This is a genomic window from Streptomyces sp. NPDC017202, assembly GCF_044331705.1.
Classification (GTDB): Bacteria; Actinomycetota; Actinomycetes; order Streptomycetales; family Streptomycetaceae; genus Streptomyces.
Genome location: NZ_JBIRNP010000005.1, coordinates 37,878 through 59,292, shown reverse-complemented (window position 1 = coordinate 59,292; position 21,415 = coordinate 37,878). Strand labels below are relative to the sequence as shown.

Below are 21,415 nucleotides of genomic sequence, written 5' to 3'. Positions count from 1 at the left end.
GGCGGCGACGGGTTCGGGGGCGCGGGTCACTCGGGAGGGTCCCCCTCGGCGATCGGCAGCGAGGCGCGGACGGTCCACGACGTGTCCTCGGGACCGGCCGTGAAGGTACCGCCCAGCAGCGTGGCCCGCTCCCGCATCCCGACCAGACCGGCCCCGGAGCCGGGCACGCGGGGGCCGTCCCGGTGCCCGTACGGGCTGGTCACCCGCACGTCGAGCGCCCCGTCCCGCCGGGCGAGCGTGACGGCGACCGGGCCCGCCGAGGCGTGCTTGAGGGCGTTGGTCAGGGACTCCTGGACGATGCGGTAGGCGGCCAGTTCGACCGGCGTGGGCACCGTGCCGTGGTCGGCGTGCAGGGTGACGTCCAGCCCGTTGGCGCGGGCCCCCTCCACCAGGTCGCCCAGTCCGTCGAGGGTGGGGGCGGCGGCCGGTTCGCGGTCCCTGCTGCCGTCCCGCAGGATCCCGATCAGCCGCCGCATCTCGGCCAGCCCGGCCACGCTGTTCTCCCGGATCACCGACAGCGCCTGCCGCGAGGTGTCCGGGTCGTCCAGGGAGAGCGCGGCCGTGGAGTGGATGGCGATCGCCGAGAGGTGGTTGGCGACCATGTCGTGCAGTTCGCGGGCCATCCGGGCGCGTTCCGCGGTCACCGCCTGGGTGCGGTCCATCTCGGCGAGCAGCGCGGTCTGTTCGGCGCGCAGCCGGGCGGCCAGGGCGGCGTCGCGGTGGTTGCGGACGATCAGACCGGTGGAGGCGGGTGCGAAGGACACCACCCCCACGGCCACCCCGATCAGCAGCGCCTCGGGCACCCGCCAGAGGGCGAACGGCACCACCGTCGCCGCCACCGTCAGCAGCCCGGTGATCCACGGGACGCGCCGGGCCGCGGCGGGCGTGCCGTACAGCACGGCCGCGTACACGAGGTCGGTGAACATGATCAGCGTGATGACGCTGCCCTGAGTGACCGTGTCCAGGGCCAGGGCGGCCGTGCCGGTCAGCAGCGCGGTGCGCGGGGCGGCCCGGCGCAGCAGTTCGCAGCCGGCCATCACCAGGAGCGGCAGCAGGACCGGCCAGCGGCCGTCGAACAGCACGGGCGGCTCGTCGGCCGGCCGGACGCCCAGGCCGATGCCCCACAGCAGCACTCCGCCGAGCAGCCCGCCGACGGCGGCGACCACGTCGAACCGGTGCGGGCGGGGGAGGGGTACGGCCATGGCCCCATCCAACACGGCCCGCGCGTCCGTCGCCTTGTGCCCGGGGACGGTTCCGCACTGCATCTTTCGATGTACCGGAGGTTCGTCACCGGCGACGACGAACCGGGCCGCTCCGCGCGGGAGCCTGAGGGGGAGCGAGAGGAGCCAACCGTGATCGTCTGGTTGATCGCCGCCTGTGAGATCGGCTTCTGGGTGCTGCTGGCCCTGGGGCTGGCCGTCCGCTACCTGCTCGGGTGGCGGCGCACCAGCGTGGTGCTGCTGCTGTGCGAGCCGGTGCTGGAACTGGTCCTGTTCGCCGTCACGGCGACCGACCTGCGCAACGGCGCCGAACCCGGCTGGGAACACGGCCTGGCGGCGCTCTACATCGGCTGCACCGTCGCCTTCGGCCACTACACGATCCGCCGGCTCGACGGCCATGCCGCCCACCGCCTCGCCGGCGGCCCGCCGCCGCCCCGGCCGCCCCGCTACGGCCGCGCCCGCGCCCGCCACGAGGCGAAGCTGTGGCTGCGGGCCGTGTTCGGCGGAGCCGTCGCCCTGGCCCTGCTCGAGTGCGCCGTCCGGTACGTCGGTGACTCCGGCGACGTCAGTTCACTGCGCGCGTTCCAGTGGACGACCGTGCGCGTGGTCGGCATCCACGGCCTGATCGCCCTGTCCTACACGGTCTGGCCCCGCAGGGCCCCGGCGGGCGGCCACGCGGAGGCGGAGGGGAACGGGTCCGCGAAGGACCGGCCGGCGCGCACCTCCGCCGGCGACCGTTGGTGAACCCTCAGCGCTCCCCGCCGGGGACCCACAGGACGTCGCCCGCGGCCTTGTTCGCCGACCGCGCCAGGATGAACAGCAGGTCCGACAGGCGGTTGAGGTAGGTCGCCGTCAGGGGGTTCATCACCTCGCCGTGCGCCTCCAGCGCGGCCCAGGTCGAGCGCTCGGCGCGGCGGACCACCGTGCACGCCTGGTGCAGCAGGGCCGCGCCGGGCGTACCGCCGGGGAGGATGAACGACCGCAGCTTCTCCAACTCCGCGTTGAAACGGTCGCAGTCGGCCTCCAGCCGGTCGACGTAGAACTGCTCGACCCGCAGCGGCGGGAAGTCCGGGTTCTCCGCCACCGGCGTCGACAGGTCCGCGCCCACGTCGAACAGGTCGTTCTGCACGCGGGTGAGGACCGCGACGATCGCCTCGTCGAGCCCGCCCAGCGCGATCGCCGTACCGATGACCGCGTTCGCCTCGTTCGCGTCCGCGTACGCCGCGATGCGCAGGTCGGTCTTGGCGACCCGGCTCATGTCGCCGAGGGCGGTGGTGCCCTGGTCGCCGGTCCTGGTGTAGATGCGCGTCAGATTGACCATGCCGCCAATCTAGACCGTCCCCGGCGCCGTGCGGCGTGCCGTCCGTCACGGCCGCCGGACGCCGTCCGGGAGGGGGTCAATCGGTGCGAATCCGGCAGGAATTGAGGACGTGACCGGTGTCTCACGCCCTGAGACGTGAAACGCGTTACTAACCGGTCACACAGCGCCTCACGCCCGCTAGTGTCCGGCCGAGAGCCATGCGGAGGGGAGTTCGCTCCGTCGGTGCGCAATGCGCCGGATGGTTGACGCCGGTGATATCGGACGCCAGAGCGGGCAGGGCTTTCTGGAAGCGCTGAAACCGCACGAGCCCCATGGGCCTCACCCCTGCGGGTGAATTCGGTATCGGTTCGCTCACAGACGGCAACCTCTGACCGCTTGGCGCAGTCAGACGATGCAACACCGGACATTCACCACCGCGGAGCACGAGACGCACGCTTAGGGGAGCGCTATGCACATCAGGGGCGACCACGTCGAGCTGGCCGTCGGGGGCCGCCTCGACGTCCGCAGCGCGGCGGACGCCCGTACGGTCCTGCACACGGCGGTCGACGACGGTGTCGGCGACCTGGTGCTCGACCTGTCCGAGCTCGACTCCTGGGACGCCACCGGACTCGGCGTCATCATGGGCGCCCACCGCCGGGCGGGCCGCTGCGGCCGGCGCCTGGTGCTGCGGGACGTACCGCCCCAGATGCAGCGCCTCCTGGTGGCCACCCGGCTGCACCGGATCCTCGCCATCGAGGGCGGCATCGGAGTGGAGTCCCTCCCGCGCGTGTGAGACCGTCCCCGGCGGGCACCCGAGGCGCGCAAACCTCACATGTACGACGCGCGCAATCCTCACCGGACCGTGACGTCTCGGACGGCACGGCACCCCGGGCTGTCGTGGATACTGTGCGAAGGTTTACGGTTCGTCTGCCCGCGCCCGCAGCCCTCGAGCGGGCACCGGACCAGAAGCGACAGCGCAGTGTGCAGCGAGGCCGGGAGGGGCTGTCTCCACACCACGCTTTTGGGGGGCTTTACCTATGGACCCGACGCACCGCGGATCCGAGGAATACGGCCGCGACGGCCAGGCGCCGCGCCCGCGCCCTTCCAAGGACCCCCTCACACCCGACTTCGGACAGCACGCGCCGGCTCTCGCCCGCACCGTGCGACTCGTCGCCGGCGAGCACCTGCTCACCGTCAACCCGGTCGACGGCAGCGAGATCGAACTCTCCCCGCCCACCGGGCGGCCCGGACGCCCCGCCAAGCGCACCCTCGAGGAGCGCGCCGAGGTCGACGAGGCGGCCCGGCCGCCCGCCCCCGCCGGACCCGCCCAGCCCGAACACCCCCTCCTCGGCCGCCAGGAGGAGCGCGAACAGCTCGTCCGGCTGCTGGCCCGCGGCCGTTCCGTCCGTCTCACCGGCCCCGCCGGCTCCGGCCGCACCAGCCTGCTCGACCTCGTCGCCGAGGACTGCGAGGACCTCGCGCCCGACGGCGTGGTCCGCCTCACCGGTTACCGCCGCACCACCGCCGACCTCCTCCACGACCTCTTCCACACTGTCTACGACGCCCCGCTGCGCCGCCTCGACGACGAGGAACTCCGCGCCCTCGTGGGCGAGATCGGCGCGGTCGTCGTGGTCGACGACCTGGAGTTCGGCGGCGCCGACCTCGACGGGCTGCTGGAGGCCACCCCCGAGTGCGCCTTCCTGTTCGGCACCACCCCCGGCACGCCGCCGCCCACCGCCGACTCGGCCGTCGCGGAGGTCGCCCTGAGCGGCCTCGACCGCGCGGGCGGCGTCGAGGTGATCGAACGGGCCGTCGGCCGCGTCCTGACCGAGGAGGAGGCCAACTGGGCCGGCGACCTCTGGTTCGAGTCCGAGGGCCTGCCGCTGCGGTTCGTCCAGGCCGGCGCCCTGCTGCGGCAGCGCGACCGGCTGCGGGCCGACACCGCCGCGGTCGACGAGTTCGGCGTCTTCGAGGATGCCCGGCCGTTCACCGCCCCCGCCCCCGCCGACACCCCGCCCGGCGAGGCCGAGGAGATACCCCTGCCCTCCCTGGGCGAGGCCGCCGCGCCCGCCCCCCTGCTCGCCGCCCGGCTCAGCGCCTCCGCCCGCACCGCCCTGCGCTTCGCCGTCGCCCTCGGCGGCGAGGTCCCGCACCAGGCCCACCTGCCCGCCCTGGTCGGCGACACCCACGCCGACGCAGCCCTCGGGGAACTGGCCGCCTGCGGGCTCGTCACCCCGGTCGGCGCCCGCTACCGTCTCGCCGCCGGCGTGCAGGACCAGCTGGAGGCCGCCGGATACGCCGACGACGTCACCGCCCGCGCCCACACCGCCGCCCGGCACTACGCCTGGTGGGCCGGACACCCCTCGGTCACCCCGGCGCGGGTGTGCGCGGAGGCCGACGCCGTGCTCGCCGCCCTGGCCGCGACCGTCCCGGCGACCGAGCGGCCCGCCGAGGGCGAACGGCCCGCCGAGGGCGAGCGGGTCACCGCGGTCGAGCTGGCCCGCACCGCGGCGCCCGCCTTCGCCGCCGGACTCCACTGGGGCGCCTGGGAGCAGGCCCTGCACGAGGGTGCCGAAGCGGCCCGCCTGGCCGGGGAGTCCGCAGACCGGGCCTACTTCCACCACGAACTGGGCGTCCTCGCCCTCTGCACCGGACAGCTCGACCGGGCCCGCTCCGAGCTGGAGGCCTCCATCGGGCTGCGCGGCTCCCTCGCCGACAAGCGGGGCACCACGGCCGGCCGCCGTGCCCTCGCCCTGGTCGCCGACCACTCGGGCGACATACCCGGCCTGGTCGTGGTCACGCCGGACGAGGAGACGACCGGCGCCCGCCGCGAGGAGCCGGTGTCCCCGCCCCGCGGCATCCCCGCGGCCCTCCCGTCGGCGCCGCCCACCGGGCCCACCGTCGTCACCGGCCGGCCCGCCGCCGCGCCCCCGGCCCACCGCGGCCGGGGCGGCCTGCGGGGCCTGGCCAAGCGCAACCTCGTCGCGGCCGGAGCGGGCGCCCTGCTCGTCGCCGTCCTCGGCACGGTGGTGACCCTCGGCGCCACCTCCGGCACCGACCCGAACGCCCCCTCCGACACCGGGCGCGTCAACCCCACCGCCGGCACGAGCGTCGACGGCGACGACCTCGACGGCGACACCCCGGGCGTCGACACGGGCGCCGGTGACACCGGGGAGGCCGCCGGTGCGCCCACGGACCCGGGACCGGACGGGACGATGGGGACGTCGGACGACCCGACGCCGTCGGAAACGGCGGAGCCGTCGCCGTCGGCGAGCAGCTCGCAGGGCGGCGGCGAACCCTCCGGCTCGCCGAAGCCGTCCTCGTCGACGAGTTCGACCTCCAGGCCCTCGTCCAGTCCGCCGCCGACCTCCCCCTCGACGCCCCCCTCCACTCCTGCGACGACTCCGCCCTCGACGACGCCGACCGAGACCGGTGACCCGTCCCCCTCGGCCAGCACCGACCCGTCGACGTCGACGTCGGCCAGTGGTTCCGCCTCCGGCACCCCCGCCGACTCGGCCGGCACCACCGCCGGGTCGAGCCCGTCGGACCCCCTGATCTGACCCCGCGGCACACGTGCGAGGGGGCGGGTCCCGCGAGGACCCGCCCCCTTCGTCGTACGGCCGCCTCAGAACAGCCGGAGCTTGTCGTCCTCGATGCCGCGCATGGCGTCGTAGTCGAGGACCTGGCAGCCGATGCCGCGGTCCGTGGCCAGCACCCGGGCCTGCGGCTTGATCTCCTGCGCGGCGAAGACGCCCCGCACCGGAGCCAGATGGGGGTCGCGGTTCAACAGCTCCAGATAGCGCGTGAGTTGCTCGACACCGTCGATCTCGCCGCGCCGCTTGATCTCGACCGCGACGGTCCGGCCCTCGGCGTCGCGGCAGAGGATGTCGACCGGGCCGATGGCCGTCATGTACTCGCGGCGGATCAGCGTGTAGCCCTCGCCCAGGATCTCGATGCGGTCGGCGAGGAGTTCCTGGAGGTGTGCTTCCACGCCGTCCTTGATCAGGCCGGGATCGACGCCGAGTTCGTGCGAGGAGTCGTGCAGGACCTCCTCCATCGTGATGATGAGCTTCTCGCCCGCTTTGTTGACGACGGTCCAGACGCCGTCCTCCGCGTCCGTGCCCTCCTTCAGCGTGCAGGGCGGCGACATCCAGTTGAGGGGCTTGTAGGCCCGGTCGTCCGCGTGGATCGAGACGCTGCCGTCCGCCTTCACCAGGATCAGACGGGGGGCGGAGGGGAGGTGGGCGGTGAGCCGGCCCGCGTAGTCCACGGAACACCGGGCGATGACGAGACGCATGGTCGGCAACGCTACTCGACACCCCGCACGCCACGCGATTCGCCCACCCGTCTCCCCTCCCCACCCCTCACGACGGCCCCGGCAGCCGCACGATTTCACCTGGAAAACACACGTTCGACAGTGGCCGATACTGCGCCCCAGCATGGCTCCCTATGTGCCCGTTCTCCTGGTGCGGTCACGGTCCGTTGCCTACCGTAGGAACGGGAGGTCGCGGTGCGTGTACGCAGCGTGCTCGGTGTCTGTGCGCGGCGAACTCCCTCTATCTGTCCGGCAACCCCTGCGCCTCGGGGGTGCGAGAGGAGTATCCATGTCGCTCGACGTCTCACCGGCCCTACTCGAACAGGCCGAGCGAGGCGAGGTCGACGAAGCGGAATTCGTCGACTGCGTCCGGACCTCCCTGCCCTACGCATGGGAGATGATCAGTTCCCTGGTGGCCCAGCTGAAGGTGGACGGCGGCCAGTTCGCCGACAACCAGACGCCCCCGCCGGACGAGCAGGCACGCGGGCAGTTGCTGCGAGCGCTGGCGAGTGACGCGATACGCGGCGCCCTGCAGCGGCACTTCGGCGTCCGGCTGGCCTTCCAGAACTGCCACCGGGTTGCGGTGTTCCCGTTGGACACGTCGGTCGACGAGTCGCTGTCCCGCTTCACGTCGGTCCGCAGCCAGGTGCTCAACCAGTCCCCGGAATTCCGGGACTGCTGAAGCACTCGCTTGCCGCTCCCGACCGGGGAGGACTCAGCACGGAGCGGCAGGCTTCCCGGCGGCGGGGCCGCTCACCGGAGGTGGGGGAGGACCTCCGAGCCCAGCCGCCGCACGTTCTCCTCCGTGGCCGCGAGGTCGCCGGAGCCCTCGACGAGCAGGGCGAAGCGCGAGATGCCGGTTCGCTCGCTGGTCGCCGCGAGGCGGTCGACGCACAGCCGCGGGGTGCCCACCGGGTGCAGCCCGCAGAGGAGTTCGGTGTACGCCACCGGGTCCCGCATGCCGCGGGCCCGGCCGTCCACCGTCACATGGGCGTCGAGGCCCTGCTTGAGCCAGCCCGGCATCGTCTTCACCAGCGTCTCCACGGCGTCGGTGCGACGGTCCGCGATCTGGCAGACGCCCGCCGAGACGTGACCGGCGCCCCGGATCTCCGCGGCCGGCCGGCCGGCCGCGCGCGCGTGCTGCCGCCACAGGGCGACCATCTCCGCCTTCTCCTCGTCCCCGACGTGCATGCCGAGCAGCATCGGCAGGCCACGCTCGGCGGCCAGCCGCACGCTCGCCGGGGAGGTGCAGGCGACGACCACCTCCGGGCCCGCCACGTCCGTCAGGGCCTCCGAGGGCCGCGGCACGACGGGGACCTCGCGGAAACGGAAACGCTCGCCGTCCGCCCCCACGGACGGTTCGCGCAGCCAGCGCACCAGCAGGTCCAGCGATTCCGGGAACCCCGACTCGTACGCCTCCAGGCCCGAGCCGAACACCTCCAGGTCGACCCAGGGGCCGCCGCGCCCCACGCCCAGCGAGAAGCGGCCGCCGCTCGTCAGATGGAGCAGCGCGGCCTGCTCGCCCAGCGCGACGGGGTGCACGGTGGGCAGCACGCTCACCGCCGTGCCCACCCGCAGGCGCCGGGTGCGGCCGAGCAGCAGGGCCGCCAGGGTGACCGCGGACGGGCACGTGCCGTACGGCACGAAGTGGTGCTCGGCCAGCCAGACCGAGTCCAGCCCGGACTCCTCGGCGACCTCCGCGGAGCGGACGGCGCGGTGCAACGCCTCCCCCTGGCCCTGTCCCGGGAACTGGGCCGCCAACACGAAACTTCCAACACGCATGGGACTTTCCTGCTTCCTCGGCTCCGACACGGAGCTCCCCCGCCCGGCATAACCGCCCGACACGTGCCGAGGTCACGGTCCGGCGAGGAGATTTGCGGATTGTCCGGAGAATGCGCCGTCCGGCGGCGGGCCCGACGGCACCGGTTCGCCCGGGTACCCGGCACGGCTGCGCGTAGGCTGGTCGGCAACCCTGCACCCTGTACAGCCCCGTGAGGTGTCCCTTGTCCCCGCGTCGCAACCGCCCCAAGGGTGACGATTCGTCCGGCCGGAGTGCCGAGGACGACCGCGTGAGCCGGTACGGCGGCTGGCAGTCCGGCGTCAGCTGGGACGGCGAGGAGTGGAGCGTGCGGCACGTGGCGGGCGCGAGCGCGCAGGGCAAGACGTACCGCTGTCCCGGCTGCGACCAGCTGATCCCCGGCGGCATGCCGCACGTCGTCGCGTGGCCCGAGCACTCGGGGGTCGACGAGCGCCGGCACTGGCACAAGGCGTGCTGGAACGCACGGGACCGCCGCACCCCCGGGGTGCGGCGGTCCCGTAACGCGCCGAGGTTCTGAGACCTCCCGTCCGGATCGGGCCGGATCAGACGTCGCGCTTCTGGAGCAGGGCGAAGGCGCCGCCGAGGGCCGCCGCCGTCACGCCGAGCGCGATCCACAGCGGGTCCCAGCCGGACGGTCCGCTGTCGGTCAGCGAGGTGGAGTAGAACACGCTGAGCTGGTTCGGGATCGAGTACTCGAACAGGGCCTGGCGCAGGTCCTCCAGCGAGGACGAGAACATGAACAGCGCGATCACCAGCGGCGCCAGGACGAGGCCGATCATGATGGTGATGGCACCCGCCGAGTGCCGGATGACCGAGCCCATCGCCAGCGAGAGCAGGCCGAGCAGCGCGATGTAGAGGGAGACGCCGACGGTGCCCTTCAGCCATTCCGCCGTGGAGGGGTCCCGGGCCTCCGTCAGCAGGGCCACGTCCACCAGCGCGACGAGGAGGGACGACACCAGCGTCACCACGAAGGCGACCAGGAAGAACACGAGGGCCTTCGCGCCGAGTACGCGGCCGCGGGACGGGCAGGCCACCATCGTGGTCCGGATCATGCCGGTGCCGTACTCCGAAGCGGTGGTCAGCACGCCGAGCGTGATGACGCAGATGCTGCCCAGGAGCAGTCCGAAGAAGCCGAAGGACAGCGGGTTCTCGCCCTCCAGGGCGCCGTCCGAGTTCGCGGCGACGAACACCGCGGTCAGCAGCCCGATACCGACGACCAGCAGAACGAACACGCCCAGCGTCCACATCGTGGAGCGCACCGACCGGATCTTCGTCCACTCCGAGGCGACGGCGTGCCCGAGGTGCGTGCGCACGACGGGGATCGGCGAGGTGTAGCCGGGGTACGAGGGGCCGGGCGCCGCCTGCCAGGCGGGCGCGGCCTGCGGGGCCGGGGTCTGGGGCGTGCTCATCGGGCGTCCTCGGTCGTGGTCGGGGCGGGTGCCTGCGGCGCGACGGCGGGCCGCTCCGACGCCTGCGGAGCGGCGGCCGGGGCCGCGGGTGCCGGTGCGGCGGGTGCCGGTGCCGCGGGTGCCGGCGCGGGGGCGGCGGGCGGCTGTGCGGCCGGCGGCTGCGCGGCGGGCGCGGGTGCCGGTGCGGGGGCCGCCGACGGGACCGGCTGGGCGTACGGGTTGGGCATGCCGGGCGCCCCGGCGCCGTACGGGCCCGGAGCGGCGCCCGGCGGGGGCTGTGGGGGCGCGTAACCCTGCTGCGGGTGCGGCGGGGCGTACCAGCCGGGCTGGCCCTGGCCGGGCACCGGCATCGGGGGCTGGACGCCCGGCGGCAGCGGCTGCTGGAGCCCGGCCTTCTGGTCGGTGGTCGACCGGTAGTCGACGGCCCCCTGCGTCATCCGCATGTAGGCCTCCTCCAGCGAGGCCTGGTGCGGCGACAGCTCCCACAGGCGTACGTCCGTGTCGTGGGCGATGTCGCTGATGCGCGGGAGCGGCAGGCCGGTCACGCGCAGCGCGCCGTCCTGCTCGGGCAGGACGTGGCCGCCCGCCTCGGTGAGCGCGTCGGCGAGCTTCTCGCGCTGCTGCGGCTCGGTGTACGGGGTCCGCACGCGCGCGAAGTCCGCGGAGTTGGCCGAGATGAAGTCGGTCACGCTCATGTCGGCGAGGAGCTGCCCGCGCCCGATGACGATCAGGTGGTCGGCGGTCAGGGCCATCTCGCTCATCAGGTGCGAGGAGACGAAGACCGTACGGCCCTCCGCGGCGAGCGACTTCATCAGGTTGCGCACCCAGAGGATGCCCTCGGGGTCGAGGCCGTTGACCGGCTCGTCGAACAGCAGCACCTGGGGGTCGCCGAGCAGGGCGGCGGCGATGCCGAGCCGCTGGCCCATGCCGAGGGAGAAGCCCTTGGAGCGCCGGCGCGCCACGTCCTGGAGCCCGACCACCCCGAGCACCTCGTCCACGCGCCGGGCCGGGATGCCGGAGAGCTGGGCGAGGCTCAGCAGGTGGTTGCGGGCGTGCCGGCCGCCGTGCACGGCCTTGGCGTCCAGCAGGGCGCCCACCTGGCGGGGGGCGTTCGGCAGCTTGCGGTAGGGGTAGCCGCCGATCGTCACCGAGCCCGCGGTCGGGTTGTCCAGGCCGAGGATCATGCGCATCGTCGTCGACTTGCCCGAGCCGTTGGGCCCGAGGAAGCCGGTGACGGCGCCGGGCCGTACCTGGAAGGAAAGGTTGTACACAGCGGTCTTGTCGCCGTAGCGCTTGGTCAGGCCGACTGCCTCGATCATGCTCCGCACCCATCGACAGGTTCAGGACAGCGGGGCACGCGCCCCCCGTAAGGCTTAGGAGGATATCGAGGCGCTGACGGTTCCGCTCACCTCAAAGCAAAGCCCAAAGCTTCACGCATCGCGTTTCTTCAGCAGCAGGTACCCGCCCGCGAGCGCCGCCACCACCCAGGCCGCCATGATCGCCAGTCCGCCCCAGGGGCCGTACGGGGTGTCGTCGTCGAGCGGGGTGACCACCTGCATGATCCTGCTGCCGGCCTGGTCGGGCAGGTACTGGCCGATCTTCTTCGTCGCGTCGACGTTGCCCAGGATGTTCGAGATCAGGAAGAAGAACGGCATCAGGATGCCCAGCGACAGCATCGGCGAGCGCAGCATCACGGCCACGCCCATCGAGAACACCGCGATCAGCGTCATGTAGAGACCGCCGCCGATCACCGCACGCAGCACGCCGCTGTCGCCGATCGACGCCTTGAGGTCGCCGAGCACGGCCTGTCCGAGGAAGAACGCGGCGAAGCTGGTCACCATCCCCACGACGAGCGCGAGTCCGGTCGCCACCGCGATCTTGCTGAACAGGAAGGTGCCCCGCTGCGGCACCGCCGCCAGCGAGGTGCGGATCATGCCCGTGCTGTACTCGTTGGACACCACGAGCACCCCGAACACGATCATCGCGAGCTGGCCGAGGCTCATCCCGGCGAAGCTGATGAACGTCGGGTCGAAGGAGAGCCGGTCGCCCCGGCTCATGTTGTCGAACTGGTTGTTCGACAACGCGGAGATCAGCATGCCGAGGGCGATGGTGACCACCACGGCGAGGGACAGCGTCCAGACGGTGGACGCCACGGAACGGATCTTCGTCCACTCCGAACGGATGACCTGGGTCGCCGCCATCTCAGTCCTTCCTCCGTCCGTCGCCCCACGGCTGCCGTTCCACGGGGTCGCCGCTGTGCGCGTGGTACTCGACCGACTCCGCGGTCAGCTGCATGAACGCCTCCTCCAGGGAGGCCCGCTGGGGGCTCAGCTCGTGCAGCACGAGCTGGTGCTGAGCGGCCAGCTCACCGATCCGCTCCGACTTGTCCCCGTCCACCTCCAGCACCTCGCCGCCGGTCTCCACGACGGTGATCCCGGCCCCGTGCAGCACGTCCAGCATCCGCTCCCGCTGCGGGGTGCGGATGCGGACGTACGACCGGGAGTTCTGGGCGATGAAGTCGGCCATCGAGGTGTCGGCGAGCAGCCGGCCCTGGCCGATGACGACCAGGTGGTCGGCGGTCAGCGCCATCTCGCTCATCAGATGGGAGGACACGAACACCGTCCGGCCCTGCGCGGCGAGCGATTTCATCAGGTTGCGGATCCAGTGGATGCCCTCGGGGTCGAGACCGTTGACCGGCTCGTCGAACATCAGGATCCGCGGATCGCCGAGCAGCGCGCCCGCGATGCCCAGCCGCTGCCCCATGCCCAGCGAGAACCCCTTGGCCTTCTTCCTCGCGACCGACGTCAGACCGACGGTCTCCAGCACCTCGTGCACCCGGCCGGTGGGGATGCCGTTGCTCTGCGCCAGGCACAGCAGGTGGTTGAAGGCGCTGCGCCCGCCGTGCATGGCCTTGGCGTCGAGCAGGGCGCCGATGTACTTCAGCGGGTCCTTGAGCCGGTCGTAGCGCTGTCCGTCGATGCGGACGTCCCCGGCGGTCGGCCGGTCGAGGCCGAGCATCATCCGCATGGTGGTGGACTTCCCGGCGCCGTTCGGACCGAGAAAGCCCGTGACGATGCCCGGTCTGACGGTGAAGGTCAGGTTGTTGACCGCCACTTTCTCGCCGTACCGCTTGGTCAGGCCCTCGAGCTCGATCATGCGGCCACGCTAGGGCCGGTGCGGGGCCGGTGCCAACCCGGCGGGCGAACGGCGGCCGAAGCCGACGTGAAAGAGGCGGTGGGAACAGGCCCCACCGCCCCTGATCACCTTCGGCGACTACCGGGTCTGCTGCGCCGGCACACCCCGGGAGATCGGCTCGTCCTCGGCCGGGGAGCTCGCCGCGGCCACCGCGGCGCCCGTGAGGGTGGCGAGCATCTCGCGCACGTTCGTCAGCTGGGCGTTGATCGAGTCGCGGCGGTTGGTGAGAGCCGCCAGCTCGCGCTCCGATTCCGAACGGATCCGGTCCGCCTTGGCGTTCGCGTCGGCCACGATGTCCTCGGCCTGGCGCTGCGCCGTCTCGACGGTCTGACGGGCCCGGCGCTCGGCGTCCGTGCGCAGCTTCTCCGCCTCCAGACGCAGCTGCTCCGCGCGGTGCTCGATCTCCGCGAGACGCTTCTCCGCCTTCTGCTGACGCGACGCCAGGTCGCGCTCGGACTGCTCGCGGCGCTTGGCGAGGTTCGTCTCGAAGTCGGCGGCGGCCTGCGCGGCCTTGGCGCGGGTCTCCTCGAAGAGGGCGTCGGCCTCCTCGCGCTTGGACTGCGCGTCCTTCTGGGCCTCGGAACGCAGCTGCTGGGCGTCGCTCTTGGCCTTCTCGATGACCCGGACACCCTCGTCCTCGGCCTTGGCCTTGCGCTCCGCGGCGAACGACTCCGCGTCGTTGCGGACCTGCTGGGCCGCCGACTCGGCCAGCTCACGGTGCTGCTCGGCCGCCCGACGGGCCTCCTCGCGCAGATCCTTGGCCTCCTCCTCGGCGAGGCGGAGGATCTTCTCGACACGCGCGCCGAGACCGGCGTACGACGGCTCGGCGTCGCTCACCTGGGCCTGGGCGTTCTGCGTCTCGAGGTGGAGCTCCTCGATGCGCTTTTCCAGAGCAGTGATACGGGCCAGAGCGCTGTCACGGTCGGAGACGAGCTTCGAGATGCGTTCGTCCACCTGAGCGCGGTCGTACCCACGCCGCACAAGCTCGAAGCCGTAGGGGGAAGTGTCGCTCATGGGGTTCCTGTCGAATGAGACCGGTGAGGTGATAGGGGGAATCCTAGGGGCCGAAGCGGTGTGTCATCGAGCGGATGCGCGTTTGATACGGAGAATGAGACCCCTTTTGGGTGGCTAAGCGTCAGACGGCTTGCGGAAGACCGGGGCAAATGCCCCAGACTTCAACGCAACGCCCCCGCTCGGCCGGGACCTGTCCGGCACGGCCCGCCCCACACGCTCTAGCGATCCGAAGGCTTGCCGCCCGACCGGGGAGCACCCACCGTCGCACCCGCCCTGACACCGCCGTCCTTGTTCCCCGGCGGGGCCTCGAAGGACTCCAGCGCCTCCAGCACGTCCTGGACGCGCGAGATCTCGGCGTTGATGTCCTCGCGCCGCCGCACCAGGACCTCCAGCTCGCGCTTGCCCTCCTCGACCGTGCGCCGGGCCTCGCGGATCGCCTCGGCCTTCAGCTCCTCGGCCTCGCGGATCAGCGTGGCCTTCTTCTGCTCGGCCTCCTTGAGCAGGCCCTCGGCCTTCTTCACGGCGGCGATCCGGACCTTGCCGGCCTCCGAGTTCGCCTCCGACACCAGCTCCTTGGCCTTCGCCTGAGCCTTGCCGAGCTGCTCCTCGGCCGCCTTGATGAGCGCGTCGCAGCGGTCGCCGGTCGAGCGCATCGTCTCGGCGGCCTCGCGGCGGGCCCGCTCGTGCAGCTCCTCGATCTCGGAGGTGATGCGGTCGCGCAGCTCCTCCGCCCGTTCCCTGATGGCGGTCGCGTCCCGGCGGGCGCCGACGAGCAGCTCGTCCGCGTCCGTCCGGGCCTTCTCCACCCGCGAGTTGCCCTCGACCGTCGCCTCGGAGACGAGCCGCTCGGCCTCGGAACGGGCCGCGCCGACCATCGTGTCCGCCTGCGCCTCCGCCTCCGCGGTGGTCTTCAGCGCCTGCTGCTGCGCCTCGGTGAGCAGCTTGTCCGCCTCGGCGGCGGTCTCCGTGATGAGCGTGTCGACCTGCTCGGCGGCCTCGGAACGCCGCTTGTTGGCCTCCTTGCGGGCCTCGTCGAGCGTCGAGTCCGCCTCGTCGCGGGCCACGCTCAGCATGCGGTCGGCCTCCGCCGCCGCCTCCCGCTTGACCCGCTCGGCCTCGGCACGCACCCGCTCGGCGTGCTGCCGCGCGGAACCCACCGTCTCGGCGGCCTCGGCGCGCAGCCGCTCCGCGTCGCCGGCGGCGTCCCCGATGAGCCTCTCCGCCTTCGCCACCGCCTCGGCGCGGACCCGCTCGGCCTCCGCGGCCGTCTCCGACTGGAGCCGCTCGGCCTCGGCGATGGTCTCCGTCTGGAGCCGCTCCGCCTCGGAACGGGCCTCCGTGATGAGGGTGTCGGCCTGCGTCGCCGCGTCCGACCGGATGCGGTTGGCGTCGTCACGGGCGTCCGCCCGGGTGCGCGACGCGTCCTGCTCGGCCTGCGCGATGGTGTCCGAGGCCTCCGTGCGCACCCGCTGGGCGTGCGCGGACACCTCCGAACGCAGCCGCTCGGCCTCCGCGACGGCGTCGCCGACGGTCCGCTCGGCCAGCGCGCGGGCGGCCTCCGTCTCCTCGCTCGCCTCGCGCCGCAGCCGGCCCGCGTCCTCCGCGGCCCGCTCCCGCTCGGAGTAGGCGTCGGCGCGGACCCGGTCCGCCTCCTCCTCGGCCTCCCGGCGGGTGCGGTCCGCCACGTGCTCGGCGGCCGACCGCAGCCCGGCGATCTCGTCCTGCGCCTGCTCGTGCAGCCCGGCCACGGAGTCCCGTACCTGCTGCGCGTGCTGCTCGGCCGCCGACACCGTCTCGGTGGCCCGCCGGTCGGCCTCCTCCACCAGCCGTACGGCCTCGGCCTGGGCGTCCTCCACGCGCTTGCGCGCCGACGCCAGCAGTTCCTCGCTCTGCTCGCGGGCCCGCTCCCGCTCCTGGTCGGCCTCCTGGCGGGCGGCGCCGAGGTAGTCCTCGGCCTCGCGGCGGCGCCGGGCGGCCTCCTCCTGGGCGGCGGCCAGCGTCTCGGACGCCTCGGCGGCCAGCCGCTCGGCGGCGGCCTGCGCCTCCGCGCGCATCCGGTCGGCGGTCTCCTGCGCCTCGGTGCGCAGCCGCTCCGCCTCCGCGGCGGCCTCCGACCGCAGCCGAACGGCGACGGACTCGCCCTCGGCCCGCGAGGCGGACGCGTCCGCGGCGGCCTCGGTGCGCAGCCGCTCGGCCTCGGTCTCGGCCTGCTGCTGGAGCGCACGGATCCGCTCGGCGGCCTCGCCGCGCAGCCGTTCGGTCTCCTCGGCGGCCTCCCGGCGGATCCGCGCGGCGGCCTCGCGGGCGTCGCCGAGCGCCTCCTCGGCGGCGGCGAGCCGGGTCTCCGCCTCGGTGTGCAGCCGGGTCAGTTCCTCGGTGGCCTCCGCCTGCCGCGCCTCGACGGCGCGCTCGGCCTCCTCGCGCAGGGCGAGCGCGGCCCGCTCGGCGTCGGCCGTGACGGCCTCGGCCTGCTCGGCGGCCTCGGCGCGGTGCCGTTCGGCCTCCTTGCGGGTGCGCTCCAGGGTGTCCTCGGCCTGCCGGCGCAGCGTGGTGGCCCGCTCGATGGCCTCCGTGCGGACCTTCTCGCTGTCCGCGGTGGCCTTCTGGCGCAGCTCGTCGGCGTCCTGACGGGCCTTCGCCAGCAGTTCCTCGGCGGTCTTGGCCGCCTCCTCGATCTGCTGGACGGCCTCCTTGCGGGCCTCCGCGCGGATCTTCTCGCCCTCGGCGACCGCGTCGGCGCGCAACTGCTCGGCCTCGCCGCGCAGTCGGCGGGCCTCCTCCTGGAGCTCGACCGTCCTGGCCCGGTACTCCTTGGTGTCGTCCTTCGCCGCGCCCTTGAGCTCCTCGGCGATGTCGTGCGCCTCGGCACGCAGCCGGTCGGCCTCGGTCTCCGCCTCCCGGCGGATCCGCTCGGCCTCCTCGGCGGCGGCCCTGGTGGTGCGCTGCGCGTCCTCCTGCGCCTTGTTGAGGACGTCCTCGGCGGTCTTGGCCGCCTTCGACAGCTGGGTGGCGCTCTCCTCGGCGGTGAGCGTGCGGGCCTTCTCGGCGGCCTCGGCGAGGAGCTTCTCGGCCTCGGCGCGGGCGTCGGCGACGAGCTGCTCGGCGTCCGCCCTGGTGGCCTCGGCCTCCTTGGTGGCCTCGCCGACCAGCCGGGCGACCTGCTCCTTGGCCGTACGGGTGCGCTGCTCGTTGGCCGACTCGGCGCCGGCGAGGGTCTTCTCGGCGGCGGCCCTGGCCTCCGCGAGGACCTTCTCGGCCTCGGACTGCGCCTTGCGCAGTGCCTCCTCCGCCTCGGCCATGCGCTGCTCGGCGGTCCGGCTCAGCTCGGTCGCCCGGCGGCGGGCCGTGTCGGACTCGGTGGCCGTGGAGCTGCGCAGCGCCTCGGCGTGCTCGGTGGCCTCCTGGGCCTGGGTGGAGGCGGCGTTCAGCAGGCGCTCGGCGTCCGTGCGGGCGCGGCGCAACAACTGCTCGGCCTCGGCGCGGGCCGACTCGGCCTCGCTCTGGAGCCGCTGACGGGCCTCCGCGGTGACCCGCTCGGCCTCGGCGCGCGCGGCCGCCATGGCCTGCTCGGCCTCGGCGCGCGACTCCTCCAGGAGACGGCGGGCCTGGGCCTCGGTGCGGGCCCGCAGCTGCTCGGCCCACGCCACGTTCTCGTTGACGTGCGACTCGACGGTCTGCCGGCGCTCGGCCAGCTCCTGGTCGAGCTGCTGGCGCCGGGTGACCGCCTCCTGGTGCAGCTCCGCCTGGAGCCGGGCCGCCTGTTCGGCGTGCTCCTGGAGGATGCGCTGGGTCTGCGAGCGGGCCTGGCTCAGCTCCCGCTCGGCGTCCGCGCGCAGCTGGTCGGCCTGCATCTGCGCGTTGCGCAGCAACTGTTCGGCCTGGTAGCCGAGGTCCCCGCCGTCGAAGGAGGGCCGGGACATGATGGTGCGCCGCGCCTCGTGCAACTTGGCGCGCAGCACCTCGACCTGGTAGCCGAGGTCCTCGGCGTGCTGGATCGCCTTTTCCCGTTCGGTCTTCAGCCGCTTCATCTCGGCTTCGAACCGAGTGAGGTGGTCGACGTCAGCCGCCGGATCCCGCTCCTGGCTCTCGTAGCCCCGCACTGCGCGGTCCCATCCGTCCCCTGGTCGCAAGCTTCTCCGTACGAGCTCCGTCCATCCGCCGGACGGGGCCCCCGGGGAATGGTGTCAGATCAACGGCGGAGCACGGGCTGCCGCCCCGACGCTCGTCCCCCGAAACCCGGACCCCGGACGGGTCCTGCCGACATGACGACAGGACACCGGTCGCCCTGGCTGGAGCGGCGACCGACCCCAACCCTACCGGCCCATATGTACGAGGGTCAGTGCTCAGGTGACTCAACGGGGGCCGATGTGACCAGTTCTGTCAGGACTCCGTGGCAATCCTTTGGGTGAAGGAAGGTGATCCGTGACCCCATGGAGCCGCGCCGGGGCTCTTCGTACAGCACGCGTACGCCCTTGCCGCGGATGTCCGCGGAGTCCGCGTCGACGTCCGCCGTGCCGAAAGCGATGTGGTGGACACCCTCGCCGTTCTTGGCGAGCCACTTGGCGACGGTGGAGTCCTCCCGGGTCGGTTCCAGGAGCTGGAGGTACGAGGCGCCGCCGTCGGACGTATCGTTGATCTTGAGCATGGCCTCGCGGACGCCCTGCTCCTCGTTGATCTCGGAGTGGAACACCTCGAAGCCGTACGTCGCCCGGTAGAACTCGACGGTGGCGTCGAGGTCGTGGCAGGCGATCCCGATGTGGTCGATTCGCGTCAGCATGGTGTCAGTGCAGCGCGACGGAGGTGGTTACGCAACGTGCGCGCGATCACACCGACGGCCCGATGACGGGTGAAGTGCCTGTCAGTACATTCGAAGTAAACCCTCGTTCACTCCTCGGCCCGTGCAAGGCCGGTAAGGGGATCGCAGCTCATGACTGGAACCAACAGCACGACCTCGGTGATCGTCGCGGGTGCCCGTACGCCCATGGGACGGTTGCTGGGCTCGCTGAAGTCCTTCTCCGGAGCCGACCTCGGCGGCTTCGCGATCAAGGCCGCCCTCGACCGTGCGGGGATCGGCGGCGACCAGGTGCAGTACGTGATCATGGGCCAGGTGCTCCAGGCCGGCGCGGGCCAGATCCCGGCCCGGCAGGCCGCGGTCAAGGCCGGCATCCCGATGAACGTCCCGGCGCTCACCGTCAACAAGGTGTGCCTGTCGGGCCTCGACGCCATCGCGCTGGCCGACCAGCTGATCCGCGCGGGCGAGTTCGACATCGTCGTGGCGGGCGGCCAGGAGTCCATGACCAACGCCCCCCACCTGCTGCCGAAGTCCCGCGAGGGCTTCAAGTACGGGGCGATCGAGATGCTCGACGCGATGGCCCACGACGGGCTGACCGACGCCTTCGAGAACATCGCCATGGGCGAGTCCACCGAGAAGCACAACACGCGCCTCGGCATCGCCCGCCCCGAGCAGGACGAGATCGCCGCGCTGTCCCACCAGCGGGCCGCCGCCGCGCAGAAGAACGGCCTGTTCGAGGCCGAGATCACGCCGGTGGAGATCCCGCAGCGCAAGGGCGAGCCGGTCGTCTTCAGCAAGGACGAGGGCATCCGCCCCGAGACCACCGCCGAGTCGCTCGGCAAGCTGCGCCCCGCCTTCGCCAAGGACGGCACCATCACCGCCGGTTCCGCCTCGCAGATCTCCGACGGCGCCGCGGCCGTGGTCGTGATGAGCAAGGCCAAGGCGCAGGAGCTGGGCCTGGAGTGGATCGCCGAGATCGGCGCCCACGGCAATGTGGCCGGCCCGGACAACTCGCTCCAGTCGCAGCCGTCCAACGCCATCCTGCACGCCCTGAAGAAGGACGGCCTGGAGGTCTCCGACCTCGACCTCGTCGAGATCAACGAGGCCTTCGCCGCCGTGGCGGTGCAGTCGATGAAGGACCTCGGGGTGTCGACGGAGAAGGTGAACGTCAACGGCGGCGCCATCGCCCTCGGCCACCCCATCGGCATGTCCGGCGCCCGGCTCGTGCTGCACCTGGCCCTGGAGCTGAAGCGGCGGGGCGGCGGCATCGGCGCGGCCGCGCTGTGCGGCGGCGGCGGTCAGGGCGACGCACTGATCGTGCGGGTCCCCAAGGCCTGAGTTCCCTGTACGTCATTACCCGAACGGAGCTGTGATGCAGGACGTCTCCTCGCTGGTCGCCCAGGCCAGGGAAGGCCGGCCCCGGGCCGTGGCCCGGCTGATCTCCCTGGTGGAGGGGGCGTCGCCGCAGCTCAGGGAGGTCATGGCGGCACTGGCCCCGCTGACCGGCAACGCCTACGTGGTGGGCCTGACCGGCTCGCCCGGCGTCGGCAAGTCGACGTCCACCTCCGCGCTGGTCACGGCGTACCGCAAGCAGGGCAGACGGGTCGGCGTCCTGGCGGTCGACCCGTCCTCGCCGTTCTCCGGCGGCGCCCTGCTCGGCGACCGCGTCCGGATGTCGGAGCACGCCTCCGACCCCGGCGTCTACATCCGTTCCATGGCCACCCGAGGGCACCTGGGCGGCCTGGCCTGGGCGGCCCCGCAGGCCATCCGGGTGCTCGACGCGGCGGGCTGCGAGGTGATCCTCGTGGAGACGGTCGGCGTCGGCCAGTCCGAGGTCGAGATCGCCTCCCAGGCCGACACCAGCGTGGTCCTGCTGGCCCCCGGCATGGGCGATGGCATCCAGGCCGCCAAGGCGGGAATCCTGGAGATCGGCGACGTGTACGTCGTCAACAAGGCCGACCGCGACGGTGCCGACGCCACCGCCCGCGAGCTGAACCACATGCTGGGCCTCGGCGAGTCCCGCGCCCCCGGCGACTGGCGCCCGCCGATCGTGAAGACGGTCGCCGCCCGCGCCGAGGGCGTCGACGAGGTCGTCGAGGCGCTGGAGAAGCACCGCGCGTGGATGGAGGAGCACGGCGTCCTCGCCGAGCGCCGCCGTGCCCGCGCGGCCCGCGAGGTGGAGACGATCGCCGTGACCGCCCTGCGCGAGCGCATCGGCGACCTGCACGGCGACCGCCGGCTCAGCACGCTCGCGGAGCGGATCGTCGCCGGCGAACTGGACCCGTACCGGGCGGCGGACGAGCTGGTGGCGGGACTGACCCAGGGGCGGTGAGGCACCCCGCGGGTGACCC

General features: G+C 73.1%; 18 protein-coding genes. 7 read left to right on the top strand and 11 right to left on the bottom strand.

Features of this window, described 5'->3' with window-relative positions; all coding sequences use genetic code 11:
• Positions 1 to 26: 26 nt before the first annotated feature.
• On the bottom strand, positions 27 to 1,202 hold the full coding sequence (locus ACH4N1_RS12880; RefSeq protein WP_398096777.1) for a sensor histidine kinase: 1,176 nt from the start codon (positions 1,200 to 1,202) through the stop codon (positions 27 to 29).
• Between the two features lie 150 nt (positions 1,203 to 1,352).
• On the opposite strand from ACH4N1_RS12880, the gene ACH4N1_RS12875 reads away from it, so the two are divergent.
• Positions 1,353 to 1,964, top strand: a complete 612-nt coding sequence (locus tag ACH4N1_RS12875; protein WP_398096775.1) for a hypothetical protein — start codon at positions 1,353 to 1,355, stop codon at positions 1,962 to 1,964.
• A 4-nt stretch (positions 1,965 to 1,968) separates the two neighbouring features.
• On the opposite strand, the gene ACH4N1_RS12870 is transcribed toward ACH4N1_RS12875, so the two are convergent.
• The gene (locus ACH4N1_RS12870) at positions 1,969 to 2,541 is read right to left on the bottom strand and encodes a cob(I)yrinic acid a,c-diamide adenosyltransferase (RefSeq protein ID WP_398096773.1); all 573 of its coding nucleotides are present in this window, start codon (positions 2,539 to 2,541) and stop codon (positions 1,969 to 1,971) included.
• Between the two features lie 448 nt (positions 2,542 to 2,989).
• Between ACH4N1_RS12870 and ACH4N1_RS12865 the strand changes: the two genes are divergently transcribed.
• A complete protein-coding gene (locus ACH4N1_RS12865; RefSeq protein WP_086770578.1) occupies positions 2,990 to 3,313 on the top strand; it encodes an STAS domain-containing protein in 324 nt (107 codons plus the stop codon).
• 244 nt (positions 3,314 to 3,557) lie between these two features.
• Positions 3,558 to 6,080, top strand: a complete 2,523-nt coding sequence (locus ACH4N1_RS12860; protein ID WP_398096772.1) for an ATP-binding protein — start codon at positions 3,558 to 3,560, stop codon at positions 6,078 to 6,080.
• Positions 6,081 to 6,145: 65 nt separating this feature from the next.
• Here ACH4N1_RS12860 and nucS read toward each other — a convergent pair whose 3' ends face one another.
• Positions 6,146 to 6,817, bottom strand: a complete 672-nt coding sequence (gene nucS, locus ACH4N1_RS12855; RefSeq protein WP_363090937.1) for an endonuclease NucS — start codon at positions 6,815 to 6,817, stop codon at positions 6,146 to 6,148.
• 307 nt (positions 6,818 to 7,124) lie between these two features.
• On the opposite strand from nucS, the gene ACH4N1_RS12850 reads away from it, so the two are divergent.
• Complete coding sequence (locus tag ACH4N1_RS12850; RefSeq protein WP_366057073.1) at positions 7,125 to 7,517, top strand: SCO5389 family protein; 393 nt, start codon at positions 7,125 to 7,127, stop codon at positions 7,515 to 7,517.
• Between the two features lie 71 nt (positions 7,518 to 7,588).
• On the opposite strand, the gene ACH4N1_RS12845 is transcribed toward ACH4N1_RS12850, so the two are convergent.
• Entirely contained in the window at positions 7,589 to 8,617 is a 1,029-nt protein-coding gene (locus tag ACH4N1_RS12845) for an LLM class flavin-dependent oxidoreductase (protein WP_398096770.1), read from the bottom strand.
• A gap of 221 nt (positions 8,618 to 8,838) precedes the next feature.
• On the opposite strand from ACH4N1_RS12845, the gene ACH4N1_RS12840 reads away from it, so the two are divergent.
• Positions 8,839 to 9,171 (top strand): ATP/GTP-binding protein, encoded by a 333-nt coding sequence (locus ACH4N1_RS12840; protein WP_398096769.1) that lies wholly within the window; start codon positions 8,839 to 8,841, stop codon positions 9,169 to 9,171.
• 25 nt (positions 9,172 to 9,196) lie between these two features.
• Here ACH4N1_RS12840 and ACH4N1_RS12835 read toward each other — a convergent pair whose 3' ends face one another.
• The 7 genes from ACH4N1_RS12835 to mce form a co-directional block, all read right to left on the bottom strand.
• On the bottom strand, positions 9,197 to 10,063 hold the full coding sequence (locus ACH4N1_RS12835; RefSeq protein ID WP_398096767.1) for an ABC transporter permease: 867 nt from the start codon (positions 10,061 to 10,063) through the stop codon (positions 9,197 to 9,199).
• Positions 10,060 to 11,382, bottom strand: coding sequence for an ABC transporter ATP-binding protein (locus ACH4N1_RS12830; protein WP_398096765.1), 1,323 nt, complete (start codon positions 11,380 to 11,382; stop codon positions 10,060 to 10,062). The genes ACH4N1_RS12835 and ACH4N1_RS12830 overlap by 4 nt, the downstream gene beginning before the upstream one ends.
• Positions 11,383 to 11,493: 111 nt before the next feature.
• On the bottom strand, positions 11,494 to 12,264 hold the full coding sequence (locus ACH4N1_RS12825) for an ABC transporter permease (RefSeq protein WP_398096763.1): 771 nt from the start codon (positions 12,262 to 12,264) through the stop codon (positions 11,494 to 11,496).
• A 1-nt stretch (position 12,265) separates the two neighbouring features.
• Positions 12,266 to 13,219 carry an ABC transporter ATP-binding protein gene (locus tag ACH4N1_RS12820; RefSeq protein ID WP_398096761.1) on the bottom strand — a complete coding sequence of 318 codons (954 nt, stop codon included), beginning with the start codon at positions 13,217 to 13,219 and terminating at the stop codon, positions 12,266 to 12,268.
• Between the two features lie 117 nt (positions 13,220 to 13,336).
• Positions 13,337 to 14,272: a cellulose-binding protein gene (locus tag ACH4N1_RS12815; protein WP_366057066.1), complete on the bottom strand. Its 936-nt coding sequence runs from the start codon at positions 14,270 to 14,272 to the stop codon at positions 13,337 to 13,339.
• A gap of 218 nt (positions 14,273 to 14,490) precedes the next feature.
• Positions 14,491 to 18,372, bottom strand: a complete 3,882-nt coding sequence (gene scy / locus ACH4N1_RS12810; RefSeq protein ID WP_398096759.1) for a polarized growth protein Scy — start codon at positions 18,370 to 18,372, stop codon at positions 14,491 to 14,493.
• 236 nt (positions 18,373 to 18,608) lie between these two features.
• On the bottom strand, positions 18,609 to 19,049 hold the full coding sequence (gene mce / locus ACH4N1_RS12805; RefSeq protein ID WP_382783893.1) for a methylmalonyl-CoA epimerase: 441 nt from the start codon (positions 19,047 to 19,049) through the stop codon (positions 18,609 to 18,611).
• 150 nt (positions 19,050 to 19,199) lie between these two features.
• Here mce and ACH4N1_RS12800 point away from each other — a divergent pair, with 150 nt between their 5' ends.
• Complete coding sequence (locus tag ACH4N1_RS12800) at positions 19,200 to 20,402, top strand: acetyl-CoA C-acetyltransferase (RefSeq protein ID WP_366057063.1); 1,203 nt, start codon at positions 19,200 to 19,202, stop codon at positions 20,400 to 20,402.
• Positions 20,403 to 20,436: 34 nt separating this feature from the next.
• The gene (gene meaB, locus ACH4N1_RS12795) at positions 20,437 to 21,396 is read left to right on the top strand and encodes a methylmalonyl Co-A mutase-associated GTPase MeaB (RefSeq protein WP_366057062.1); all 960 of its coding nucleotides are present in this window, start codon (positions 20,437 to 20,439) and stop codon (positions 21,394 to 21,396) included.
• The last annotated feature ends 19 nt before the right edge of the window (positions 21,397 to 21,415 follow it).